Genomic DNA, 11,037 nt, shown 5'->3' on the forward strand with positions numbered 1-11,037 from the left:
GCCTTCACATCCTTCACTTCGGCTGTTCTTTCCGTCGCTTTGGCCTTTCTTTCCGTCGCTCTGGCTCTCCTATCCGTCGCTCTGATTTCTATCCGTCTCTCTCGCCTTCACATCCTTCACTTCGGCTGTTCTTTCCGTCGCTTTGGCCTTTCTTTCCGTCGCTCTGGCTCTCCTATCCGTCTCTCTGATTTCTATCCGTCGCTCTGATTTCTATCCATCACCTTAGCTCTTCTTTCCGTCGCTTTGATGGCTCTATCCACGAATTTGGCTGTTCTATCCGCCATTTTGACGTTTCTATCCACGACTTTGACTGTTCTATCCGTCGCTTTGGCGATTCTATCCACGACTTTGGCTGTTCTATCCGTCGCTCTGGCTGTTCTTTCCGTCACTCTGATTTCTATCCGTCTCTCTCGCCTTCACATCCGTCACTTCGGCTCTTCTTTCCGTCGCTCTGGCTGTTCTTTCCGTCTCTCTCGCCTTCACATCCGTCGCTTCGGCTCTTCTTTCCGTCGCTCTAGTTTCCATCCGTCACCTTGCCTCTTCTTTCCGTCACTTTACCTCTCCTTTCCGTCGCTCTCGCCTTTCCATCCGTCACTTGAACTCTCCCTTCCGTCGCTCTGCATGCCAAAATAAAAAAGCGTAGACTTCAAATAATACAAAGTCTACGCTTAATTCCTATTTTGTTCCGCCGTAAATAATCGTTACATTTGGATGATTTAATAATTGGCTTGCTGGGAAATCTTCAGTGACGATACCACTTTTCAATTTTTCCATAGCCTCTAGTTTTTTTTCACCAAATGCAATTAACACGATTTCCTTGGCTTTCATAATAGATTCAATGCCCATTGTAATAGCATGTGTCGGTACATCTTTAGAGTTATCAAAATAAATTGCATTTTCTGTGCGAGTAGATTCCGTTAACTCTACAATATTAGTCATTGAATCAAAAGATGTACCCGGTTCGTTAAAGCCAATATGTCCGTTAACGCCAATACCTAGAAGCTGTAGATCAATTCCTCCCGCTTCTTTAATTCGAGCATCATAGGCCGCACACTCAGCATCTAAGTTTTCTGCCTTACCATTTGGTAAATGTATATTTTCTTCCGTAATATCTACATGATTAAATAAGTTTTCATGCATAAATGTCCAATAACTTGCCGGACTTGTTTGATCGAGACCTACATATTCATCTAGGTTAAAGGTAATCACATCGCTAAAAGATAAATCTCCAGCTTGTTGGCGTTTCACTAATTCCTTATACATTCCTACAGGAGAACCACCAGTCGCTAATCCTAAAATACTTGTTGGTTTTACTTGTAATTGTTTAGTGAATATATCCGCTGCTACTTTGCTCATTTCATCGTATGAATTTACTTCTAACCATTTCATTTCGCTTGTCATTCGTATACCTACCTTACAATCATTATTATTAACTAAAATAATAGGAAATATCTCTCTTTATAGTAGTTAATATTTTCATTTTACAAGTTATTTACCTTCTTTTCTATTATTTTCTTTCTATTATTCACGTGTATTCTCAAACCATTTCGGTTATGTTATTTAGTAAGGAAGTGAGGCGATTTTATGAATTCACAAATAAAGCAATATTTAAAGCTTATTCAATTTCAAGGATCTTTAGAGCCATCTATTAAGCTACTTGGTCAGCTACAAACAAGACATCTATATACCATTCCTTATGAGAACCTAGATGTTGCCTTAAAACATGGCATCTCCTTCGCTATTCCTGACCTTTTTCAAAAAATCATTATTCAACTCCGCGGAGGCAATTGCTTTGAACTAAATATTTTATTTAGTTGGCTACTTCGCGAACTTGGCTTTTCTGTAACCAATCGCTATGCACAGTTTTGGCGCAACCATGAAGCAGATACACCTGTTGAGGATGTACCTATGCATCAGCTATTGCTGGTCAATTTCGATGGGCAATCATATATTTCGGATGTTGGTGTAGGTGCACTAGCTCCTTGTAATCCAGTTCCACTAATAGCTGGACATCAACACCGTGAAGGTAATGAACTTTATAAAATTGAACGAGATGAAGCGAATGGCTGGATGCTGTACGAACTAACAAAGAATAATTGGCGTTTACTTTATAGTTTTTTTGATGACGCTAACGATGCAAAGTTTGCACCAAGACTTTCTAAACAAAAAAATAAAATCGCGATGATTCGTACTCCTCGTGGCCGACATACAATGCTTAATAGCGAATTTCGAATATACGAGGGACAATCCCTAACAACCTATACAACTCATAATGAAAAAGAATGGCGACAAGCACTTCATCGTTTTTTTCGTATTTTATTAGATTGATGCTACATGACAAAAAGCAAGTCTCTTCATGAATAAGAGACTTGCTTTTCTTGTGGCTACATTTAATTGACTGTACGATTGAGCAACTCGTAAACAACAACATCATTATAAAGCTCCTTAACTAAACCAATTCCATCTACAAAATAATATGTTGAAACTCTATTACTGTAAACGGACGCTTCTTCTAGAACAATAACATTGTTATACTTTACACCACCTGCTTGGACAGTACCATCTGTTGCTTTAACAGTAATTCGGATGCCTGAAATTACCCCGCCATCATTCTCATGTTCAATCACGCCAATTCTAAGTGGTAATCTGAAAGCAAAATCGTAATGTGAACTTTCTTCACTTTCAATTACTTGGCCATAAACCTCACCATCGCTAAATAAGAGCTCATTATTAAACACCTTATTAGAATTCAAATCAGTTACAGTCCACACATCATTCTTTTCGTCATTATGACTATACTGATATTTTAATGTATATTGATTTTTATCACTTAACGAATAATATGAATACGTGTAGTCAAACGCCGTATCTTTTAATAAATTCGGATTCGATAGCGTTAATGCACGAGCTAAAAATGCTGAAAAGTGAGCTCGCGTTATAGGTGAATTGGGCTTAAATGAACCATCATCATATCCTCTTACTATATTGTTACTAAAAATTGCTGAGATTTCCTTATAACCTCTTGTCTTAGCTGAAACATCAGTAAAAAAGCTCGTCTCAGATCCCTTTAATTTAAACGCTCTTTGTAGCACAATCGCCATGTCCCCTCTTGTAAGAGTTGCATTCGGATTAAATTTCTGTGCCGAATCGAATATTCCAGCATTTTGTACTGCAGCAATTTCTTTATAATAGAGATGTGTAGTAGATACATCCTGATACTTTGGATCTTTTACATTCGTTGTTTGTAATCCTAAAGCACGTGTTAGCATGACAGCTACTTGTGCTCTCGTTACATATGTATTTGGTTTAAATAGGTTATTAGGATAGCCATTGATAATTCCTTTTTCCACTAAGTAATCAATTTCGGTTATTAATGTGTTATCCTTGGACACATCTTTGAAGCTCGCTGCATGTACACCCTCAATCGGTATTAAACAAACAGCTATTAATAGCGCACATACTATTTTCAATATTTGTTTCATGTCTTTCCCTCTCTTTCTCCACTATTCATAATATACTTTTTTAGGTATTATTTCCAATATGATTGGGTAGTAAAAAAGCCTCCGCAATCGTTTGCAGAGACTTATTAAATAGATTATTTGTTTTGAATTAAGCCGAAGCCAAGCCCAGTTGGATCTACCATATAGGCAAGATAAAACTCATCGAACTCCATTTTGTCACGAACAATGATGGCACCATTCTGTTTAGCTTTCGAAATAGCTTCATCGATAGAATCCACTTCAATTTGAATACGTGTTCCAAAAGGATAGTCATGTGGACCCTTACCAATACCGCCGTTAATCCCTGGTTTTTTATCATCCCCGGTTGTTACAGCCCAATATTCCCAATTAGGTGCAGCTACCTGCCAACCAAAAACCTTGGCATAAAACTCAGCAGCTTTTTCAGGTTCCTGACTATTCAATTCAAATCCTATTACTCTCCCCATCTAATTCCCCTCCTAATTTTTAAATCATAATTTATAGTTCAACAATTTGATGGATATTTCCTCCATTTTTTCATCAACATAACGTTGGGTTGATTTCCGTTGCAACTTTTATACATTGCATCATCCCAAACTTCATCTGAAATGGTAGTACGGAATTGTGACAGCATGATGACTTAGGTATTTAACTATTTATTAATTAGTAAAATATTGTATAATCAAATTAGAACAATCGTTCAAATGTTAAGAAGGAGTAAATCATTGAACAAAAGACGTTATGATAGCGAGAAAGCAAAAGTTGAAATTATGGAACATGCGGTTAATTTGTTTTCTCAAAAAGGCTATAATCAAACATCAGTTGGAGATATTTCAACTGCTTCAGGCTACAGCAAGGGACATATTTATTACCATTTTGAAAACAAAGAAAAGCTATTCGTTCTTTTAGCGCAACAAACAATGCAAGACTGGAACAACAAATGGCTGCAAAAAGAATGTACCTACTCCACGGCAACAGAAAAATTATATGGCATGGCCATGCACGTTCTCTATCATTACCAAACACCTTTATTAAGATCAGGGCAAGAACTAGCTTCCAATCCAAAATCGAGCCCTGAATCAGTGCAACAGCTGCACAATTTAGCGAACGTACCGATGAGTGCTTATCGTGCGATTCTGCAAGAAGGAATTGATAAAGGGGAATTTGTTCATGGAAATATTGAAGAATGGACGGTTCTACTTGGCACATGGCTAGGGGGATTATGTCAGCTTACAAATAATCAGGAGCTGAAAGCACTTGAGCCACTCTTTCACCAGGCAATAACCATTTTTTTAAAGGAGATAAAAAAAGGTGGGATATAAATGAAAATTGCATGTATAGGAGACAGCTTAACAGAAGGTCGACCAGGTGTTTCATTTTTTAAACTACTAACAACAAAACATCAACAATTCGAATTTGACAATCTCGGTAAACCAGGTGAGACAGTAAAAAGCTTACACACTCGTTTGGAAAAATCGAAGCTAGCTACTTATTATGACCTCAGTTTTCTTTGGATTGGTGTCAATGATGTCTACTCTAAACTTTTGAAAGTACAGGCACAGCCAGTTACAAAAGATCATCAAGAATTTAAAGATTACTATGTAAATTGTTTAGAAATGATTTTAGCATCCTCTAAACATGTCGTTTTAGTAACACCAGCTTTAATAGGAGAGACAATAAAAAACACTTCTAATAAGGAATTAAAAGAGCTCTCCTCCATTATTCAATCCATCTCCTCTAAATATGCAAATGTTAGCTTTTTAAATATGCAAGAGGTGTTTGAGCATCACTTGGAACAAGTTAATAGTTCCGATTATATGAACACCAATGTTATGCGAGTAATGAAAGATGTATTGTTTTATAAAAATCCTTTGCGAATTGACCGATTGTCCAAAAAGCGAGGGCTACATTTAACGTTAGATGGCGTTCATTTAAATAGTAAAGGAGCAGAACTTGTCGCGGAAGAATACACAGCTTTCATCAGACAGTTTCAATTGCAGGAAGCTACCGTCCATTAGGAAGTCATACTAGAGGTGATGAATATGAGAAAGGTTGCGATTGTTACTGGTGGTGTATCAGGTATAGGGAAAGCTATCTGCAAAGAATTAATAGGTCGTCATGTATTTGTCATTATTGCAGATATCAACGAACATGATGGGCGTCTTCTCGAGGTAGAACTAAATAAATATGCTTCAAATGCTAGATTTGTTGAATTAAATGTAACCGATTACAAAAGTGTTGAACGTGTCATTACAAATGTCTATGAGGAATTTCAAAGATTAGATTATTTATTCAATAATGCTGGCATAGCTATGTATGGTGAAATGTATGATATGTCGATGGACGAATGGAAAAACATTGTGGATCTTAATTTATGGGGCGTTATATATGGTACTCAAGTTGGCTATCGAATCATGAAGGAACAAGGTTTTGGACATATCATCAATACCTCATCAGCAGCAGGGTTGGGTCCAGCTCCTATATCTGCGGCATATTCAACTACGAAGCATGCTGTTGTGGGCTTAACGACATCACTACACTATGAGGCTGAGGAATTTGGCATCAAGGTAAGTACGCTATGTCCGACATTTGTTGATACACCTATTTTCGATAAAGCAACCGCTATTAATATCGATAAATCAGTGATGGCCAAACAATTGAAAAAACAAAAAATGATGTCTCCACAGCAACTAGCAAAAATCACTATTGCAGGTGTACACAAAAATAAACCTATTATCTGTCCTATGCCAATGCGTAAAACAATGGATGTTATCTTTACGATCTTCCCTTCGTTGCACAGGGCTTTAATGAGAATGGTCTGTAAAGTAAGTCGAAAAGCTCGATTAACATAAACATTCTAGATGGTAAAAAACCGCTATGCTTTTCCGCCGGCAAGGCACAAGCCGCATCAGGGCAAGAAATAGGATGTTGGACACGAAGGCATATGTCTCCTTCGCTGCATTTCATTTACACTTCATCTCAAAAACAATTTGTAGGAGTCTTGCGGCTTTTTACCTTTATATTAAGATAACTAAAACACTGAACGGAACAACCCCTTGTCAGAGACAAATAGCTAGTTATTTAAGCTTACCTCCATCATTTTTATAAATACCTAAAAGTAATATAATTAACCCTATAACAAAAATTAAAGGAGATAAAAACATCATAATCGATGTTGCCCAACTATTTTTAACCACTATCCCATACATTACGCCAATTACAAAAGATAAGAACGGTGCAAACGCTATCATTGTAATGATACCCCAAACGATGTAATTCCCTTTCTCGGACCTTCCTTCGGTTAATTGGAATCCTGCTATTAAACCAACTAATACTATCAATAAAGCAATGACAAACGCCATTTCAAATCACCTCCCTCTTTCCTTCTATAATATGCTTCATTAGTTTAGTGGTTTGGTAACATAACACTAGGCTTATGAAAAATATCTATAAATTGCGCCCAGACAGAACGGAAAATCAGCTTAGCTGTTTAATCAAAAAAACCACAACCATCAATAAATGTGGTTGTGGTTTTTTACGATTCGAATGTCATCTTGCAAAATGACACCGTCGCTCATTTTAATAATACGATCAGTATAAGCAAGCATTTCTTCATCGTGTGTCACCATTAAAGTAGTAATGTTTAACGTTTTAGTCAAATCTCTAATTAGTAACATAACCTCTTTTGATCTTTGTGAATCTAAGCTTGCTGTTGGTTCATCTGCGAAAAGAACTTTCGGTTTATGAATGATTGCTCTGGCAATCGCAACACGTTGCTTCTCTCCACCTGACAATGACGAGGGATAAGCCATTTTTCGATGGTCCATCCCTACCAATTTTAGTATTCGATTAACTTCATTTTTTTGTTCCTGCTTCTTTAATTTTGATTCAGAAACATCTAGCATTAGCAGTAGTTGCTCCTCAACGGTAAGAAAAGGTACAAGGTGTGCAAACTGAAAGACAAACCCAAATTCGCTTGCTCGTACTTTTCGAACCTCTTCAGAGCTCATGCTGGACATATTTTTCCCCTCAAATATTACGTGCCCATCTGTTGCAGGCTGAAGCCCAGCAGCTATTGTCAGAAGTGTACTCTTACCAGATCCAGATGCACCGACTAATGCTGTTATTTCCCCTTCATTTAGCGAAAGATCTATCCCTTTAAGTATTTCTTCCTCTACCTCGCCATTCCTAAACGTTTTTCTAACTTCATCGATTTTAAATAAAGTCATATTAAGCCTCTCCTTGCTGTATCGCTTGTAATGGTTGAATTTTTTTAATTTGGATGCCTGAAATTGTAGCACCAATAAATCCAATAATTAGGAATACAATCGATAATTGCGTTGTTGTCGCAATTGTTAAAGTGAAAGGCATTCCTTTTGGCGCTATCAGATTAAATGCTTGGCTAAAAGCTACCGACAAAATAAGTGAAATCACTGTAATGATAGCCATCTGTGTCCATATCATTTTGAATAATTTACTCGTTTTCACACCAATGGCTTTCAAAATTCCATATAAACCAATTTTTTGAACATTCATCATATAGAAGAAGATAGCAAACAGCATCCCACTAATGACTACTAAAAACCATACAATCATATTTAAAGACATTTGTTCTGCATTATAGCTTGGAATTGTATTGAGAAACGCTTTATTAGAAAATGATTCTAATCCAGCAAATTCTTTTGAAGAATCCCCGTCTGGTACGAAAATCATCTGCATTTCATCTACACGGTAAATCTCTTTATAATCCTCTTTATTAATATAGGCAACAGGAGCATGACTATATTTCTTTTGGTCAACAAATCCCTTTACTACAAACTTGCCGTTAAATTGATTATTCGTTAATGTATCTCCTACTTTAATTCCTTTATCTTTCATTGAGCTGTCTAATATAACTTCCTCATGTTTCACATTTTCAAATAAATCTGAAGCGGTCGATGTTACAAAGGCAACGCTTTGCTGCTTATTGTCCTGATCATTTAAAAAGCCCATTTGTAGTGAAAAAGCTACTGCATCCTTTTCATTGCTCAATATTTTATTTTGAGTACCGCTATCTATTTTTGACAGATTATAAGTTTGATCTGCATCTTCATTCATATAAAATTGTCCTTCGGGTAAGTCTTTAATTAAAGCGGCATTATCTTGTGATAACCCATTCGCCAAACCAGAAATAATAAAAGTTAATAAACTAACAAGAAAAACAATGGAACCTAATATTAAAAATCGTACTTTATTTTTCTTAATTTCTTTCCAGGCTAGATTCATCGTGAACTCCTCCATTCCTTTTTACAGTCTTAGCATAAAATCCTTAAATGAACGGAACATGAACTAATCATTACAAATGGTTTTAAACAAAAAACTCATAAACCTTTTCATTTTTAGGTTTACGAGCTGCTTGTAATATTATTGGCCATCTAAACGAATGACCGCTTTTCTATGATATTTTGGCGTTTCCTCTATTTTTGATTCGTACAAAATCACTTCTTCTACTAGAAATTTTGGAAGCTGAAAATTTTCTTCCATTAATGCTTCGTACGGAATTTTCCCGCAGGCCTCATCCCATTTTCTTGCAACAGTTATATGTGGTGTAAAGGGCTTTTTATCTAGTTCAAAACCAGCCTTCATACAATCACGGTATACTATTTCTCTCACAAAATTTAATTGCTGAGATTCGAGCAGATCAACCCATAAAATTCTTGGATACTCTTTTCTTCCAAAAGTATTGAACCCTTGAATTTTTAATTCGAACGGAGAAACTTTCATAAGGTTTTTCCTCGTTTCATCCAATACAGCCTGTAATTGCTCTTCATCCGCATGACCTAAAAAGGCCAATGTGATGTGATAGTCTTCCTGGTGTACCCATCGTTTAAAATGAAAATCTGTCTTCATTTCTTCACATCTCACTTTAAGAGCTGCTTTAATATCTGAAGGAAGTGGAACTGCAATAAAAAAGTGTCTGTTCATAATGATATCCTCTCTAATCATCGAAAATGCTACTTAACAGGCATTATGTCTTTTCCTACTATAATTTAACCCTTACTACTCGCGTTAAAGCAGAAATAAACCACTTTGCTTTTTAGCTGAGTAGGTCTTATTATCTTTATTTATCTATTTCAGGAAAAGGAAAAACCCAAACGAATGTAAAATTCTACACAATGAAAGAATTAAGCAAGCTTACGAAGCTTTTAAATTTAGGATTAGTCTTCAAAAACTTTCTCCAAATATAAACAATAGCGATTATTGTAATGATAGTTGGAGCTAATTCTGGAACTACAAAGATCATCGAAAAATCACCAATCGTTATCAATAGATCCGCCAAAAGCAGCATATAAAATAATGAGAAATGTTTAAAAGTATGTTGAAACTTTAAAATAACACTCTTCAAAATTCGAATTAATTTAGCTAATTTATTGTCCCCTCCAAAACTTTTATCTTTTATTATTGTACCTTACCTCTTTTTCATAATCTGTCCTTTTTCTCTACTCTTAATGTGTACTTTAAACAAAAACCCCTGTTTATTGAATCTATGTCTTTACCAAATGATTAATTTTTAAATTCTGTAATTTTAAATTAATTTCTATCTATTTTTTTCTTGTCATCTCTTCTTATTAAATAACGCTTAGTTACTTCAAAAACTGAAACTATGCCTGATACCAATACCCATTGAATACCATGGCCACTTTCATCATTTTTAAACAAGTCATATATTGCCCAAATCAATAAAGCTGCAAGTAAAATAGCAAGTGTATATCTTGAAGCTTCTGCATTATAATCTTTTTCTATCTCATCCTTTTTATCATCGTCTCCCTTCATAAGATCACCCCTCTGGTTTTTAATTATATTTTAGCAAAAATTTTAAGGTTATCTAGTACATAAGGGTTGGCATTATGACTAAAGAAAAACAGATGGGTTTTGAAGTTGATTTCTTTGTAAGTGGAATTGCAATTATTACTGATGACCTTAGACAAACAAAAAAGACTCCAACATAATTGTTGAAGTCTTAATCCGTAGCCACTCTTAATAATCCGATTTCAAATAAATTCGATCCTTCCAATCGAATTCTCAAATAACTGTGTATACCTTTTGAGAGGATCTTAATTGCTTTCTACAAATAAAAAAAGAATCCTTGATATACAAGGATTCTCTAGTAAAATATGATACCGGTGGTCGGGGTCGAACCGACACTCCAAAGGAACACGATTTTGAGTCGTGCGCGTCTGCCAATTCCGCCACACCGGCATAATGGAGATAAAAAAAATCGGATAAACCGATTGAGTAATAAAATATGGAGGCGGCAACCGGATTTGAACCGGTGATAAAGGTGTTGCAGACCTGTGCCTTACCACTTGGCTATGCCGCCATAAAATATTTGGAGCGGAAGACGAGGTTCGAACTCGCGACCCCCACCTTGGCAAGGTGGTGTTCTACCACTGAACTACTTCCGCAATAAATGGCTGGGGTACCTGGATTCGAACCAGGGCGTGACGGAATCAAAATCCGTTGCCTTACCGCTTGGCTATACCCCAAAAGTTAAATATATATAAATGGGGCGACTGAA

General features: G+C 36.2%; 13 protein-coding genes and 4 tRNA genes. 5 read left to right on the forward strand and 12 right to left on the reverse strand.

The window, feature by feature from the left end:
- Positions 1 to 207, forward strand: a 207-nt coding sequence (locus ACQKOG_RS09875; RefSeq protein ID WP_427446220.1) for a hypothetical protein, incomplete at its 5' end; no start/stop codon positions are given.
- 468 nt (positions 208 to 675) lie between these two features.
- Here the strand turns inward: ACQKOG_RS09875 and nagB are convergent.
- Positions 676 to 1,389: a glucosamine-6-phosphate deaminase gene (nagB, locus tag ACQKOG_RS09880; protein WP_370081051.1), complete on the reverse strand. Its 714-nt coding sequence runs from the start codon at positions 1,387 to 1,389 to the stop codon at positions 676 to 678.
- A gap of 195 nt (positions 1,390 to 1,584) precedes the next feature.
- Between nagB and ACQKOG_RS09885 the strand changes: the two genes are divergently transcribed.
- Positions 1,585 to 2,328 carry an arylamine N-acetyltransferase family protein gene (locus ACQKOG_RS09885; protein WP_370081025.1) on the forward strand — a complete coding sequence of 248 codons (744 nt, stop codon included), beginning with the start codon at positions 1,585 to 1,587 and terminating at the stop codon, positions 2,326 to 2,328.
- Positions 2,329 to 2,390: 62 nt separating this feature from the next.
- Here the strand turns inward: ACQKOG_RS09885 and ACQKOG_RS09890 are convergent, their stop codons facing one another.
- Together ACQKOG_RS09890 and ACQKOG_RS09895 are read right to left on the reverse strand one after the other, a co-directional pair.
- Positions 2,391 to 3,482, reverse strand: a complete 1,092-nt coding sequence (locus ACQKOG_RS09890; RefSeq protein WP_402870879.1) for an S-layer homology domain-containing protein — start codon at positions 3,480 to 3,482, stop codon at positions 2,391 to 2,393.
- Positions 3,483 to 3,595: 113 nt separating this feature from the next.
- Complete coding sequence (locus ACQKOG_RS09895; protein WP_402870876.1) at positions 3,596 to 3,946, reverse strand: VOC family protein; 351 nt, start codon at positions 3,944 to 3,946, stop codon at positions 3,596 to 3,598.
- 258 nt (positions 3,947 to 4,204) lie between these two features.
- Between ACQKOG_RS09895 and ACQKOG_RS09900 the strand changes: the two genes are divergently transcribed.
- The 3 genes from ACQKOG_RS09900 to ACQKOG_RS09910 are packed head-to-tail and all read left to right on the forward strand — an operon-like array spanning position 4,205 to position 6,331.
- Positions 4,205 to 4,801 carry a TetR/AcrR family transcriptional regulator gene (locus tag ACQKOG_RS09900; protein ID WP_402870873.1) on the forward strand — a complete coding sequence of 199 codons (597 nt, stop codon included), beginning with the start codon at positions 4,205 to 4,207 and terminating at the stop codon, positions 4,799 to 4,801.
- A complete protein-coding gene (locus ACQKOG_RS09905) occupies positions 4,802 to 5,497 on the forward strand; it encodes an SGNH/GDSL hydrolase family protein (RefSeq protein ID WP_402870870.1) in 696 nt (231 codons plus the stop codon).
- Positions 5,498 to 5,515: 18 nt separating this feature from the next.
- The gene (locus ACQKOG_RS09910) at positions 5,516 to 6,331 is read left to right on the forward strand and encodes an SDR family NAD(P)-dependent oxidoreductase (protein WP_427446230.1); all 816 of its coding nucleotides are present in this window, start codon (positions 5,516 to 5,518) and stop codon (positions 6,329 to 6,331) included.
- Positions 6,332 to 6,556: 225 nt separating this feature from the next.
- Here the strand turns inward: ACQKOG_RS09910 and ACQKOG_RS09915 are convergent, their stop codons facing one another.
- The 9 genes from ACQKOG_RS09915 to ACQKOG_RS09955 form a co-directional block, all read right to left on the reverse strand.
- The gene (locus ACQKOG_RS09915) at positions 6,557 to 6,841 is read right to left on the reverse strand and encodes a hypothetical protein (RefSeq protein ID WP_402870865.1); all 285 of its coding nucleotides are present in this window, start codon (positions 6,839 to 6,841) and stop codon (positions 6,557 to 6,559) included.
- Between the two features lie 150 nt (positions 6,842 to 6,991).
- A complete protein-coding gene (locus ACQKOG_RS09920) occupies positions 6,992 to 7,708 on the reverse strand; it encodes an ABC transporter ATP-binding protein (protein ID WP_370081037.1) in 717 nt (238 codons plus the stop codon).
- Position 7,709: 1 nt separating this feature from the next.
- Complete coding sequence (locus tag ACQKOG_RS09925; RefSeq protein WP_370081039.1) at positions 7,710 to 8,744, reverse strand: ABC transporter permease; 1,035 nt, start codon at positions 8,742 to 8,744, stop codon at positions 7,710 to 7,712.
- Positions 8,745 to 8,882: 138 nt separating this feature from the next.
- Positions 8,883 to 9,443 (reverse strand): RNA 2',3'-cyclic phosphodiesterase, encoded by a 561-nt coding sequence (gene thpR, locus ACQKOG_RS09930; protein WP_370081041.1) that lies wholly within the window; start codon positions 9,441 to 9,443, stop codon positions 8,883 to 8,885.
- A gap of 606 nt (positions 9,444 to 10,049) precedes the next feature.
- Entirely contained in the window at positions 10,050 to 10,292 is a 243-nt protein-coding gene (locus tag ACQKOG_RS09935; RefSeq protein WP_370081043.1) for a hypothetical protein, read from the reverse strand.
- 345 nt (positions 10,293 to 10,637) lie between these two features.
- Positions 10,638 to 10,718, reverse strand: a tRNA-Leu gene (locus tag ACQKOG_RS09940).
- A gap of 47 nt (positions 10,719 to 10,765) precedes the next feature.
- Positions 10,766 to 10,839 (reverse strand) — tRNA-Cys (locus ACQKOG_RS09945).
- Positions 10,840 to 10,849: 10 nt separating this feature from the next.
- Positions 10,850 to 10,924 (reverse strand) — tRNA-Gly (locus ACQKOG_RS09950).
- A 6-nt stretch (positions 10,925 to 10,930) separates the two neighbouring features.
- Positions 10,931 to 11,005, reverse strand: a tRNA-Gln gene (locus ACQKOG_RS09955).
- Between the last annotated feature and the right edge of the window lie 32 nt (positions 11,006 to 11,037).

The organism is Lysinibacillus sp. NPDC093216, assembly GCF_050280325.1.
In the GTDB taxonomy this organism is placed as follows: Bacteria; Bacillota; Bacilli; order Bacillales_A; family Planococcaceae; genus Lysinibacillus.

What these genes read in the sequence shown, in the direction of transcription:
- ACQKOG_RS09910 (WP_427446230.1), top strand. Translation starts at nt 5,516, where the DNA reads ATGAATATGAGAAAGGTTGCGATTGTTACTGGTGGTGTATCAGGTATA.
- ACQKOG_RS09890 (WP_402870879.1), bottom strand. Translation starts at nt 3,482, where the DNA reads ATGAAACAAATATTGAAAATAGTATGTGCGCTATTAATAGCTGTTTGT.
- ACQKOG_RS09905 (WP_402870870.1), top strand. Translation starts at nt 4,802, where the DNA reads ATGAAAATTGCATGTATAGGAGACAGCTTAACAGAAGGTCGACCAGGT.
- ACQKOG_RS09915 (WP_402870865.1), bottom strand. Translation starts at nt 6,841, where the DNA reads ATGGCGTTTGTCATTGCTTTATTGATAGTATTAGTTGGTTTAATAGCA.
- ACQKOG_RS09935 (WP_370081043.1), bottom strand. Translation starts at nt 10,292, where the DNA reads ATGAAGGGAGACGATGATAAAAAGGATGAGATAGAAAAAGATTATAAT.
- ACQKOG_RS09925 (WP_370081039.1), bottom strand. Translation starts at nt 8,744, where the DNA reads ATGAATCTAGCCTGGAAAGAAATTAAGAAAAATAAAGTACGATTTTTA.
- thpR (WP_370081041.1), bottom strand. Translation starts at nt 9,443, where the DNA reads ATGAACAGACACTTTTTTATTGCAGTTCCACTTCCTTCAGATATTAAA.
- nagB (WP_370081051.1), bottom strand. Translation starts at nt 1,389, where the DNA reads ATGAAATGGTTAGAAGTAAATTCATACGATGAAATGAGCAAAGTAGCA.
- ACQKOG_RS09895 (WP_402870876.1), bottom strand. Translation starts at nt 3,946, where the DNA reads ATGGGGAGAGTAATAGGATTTGAATTGAATAGTCAGGAACCTGAAAAA.
- ACQKOG_RS09920 (WP_370081037.1), bottom strand. Translation starts at nt 7,708, where the DNA reads ATGACTTTATTTAAAATCGATGAAGTTAGAAAAACGTTTAGGAATGGC.
- ACQKOG_RS09885 (WP_370081025.1), top strand. Translation starts at nt 1,585, where the DNA reads ATGAATTCACAAATAAAGCAATATTTAAAGCTTATTCAATTTCAAGGA.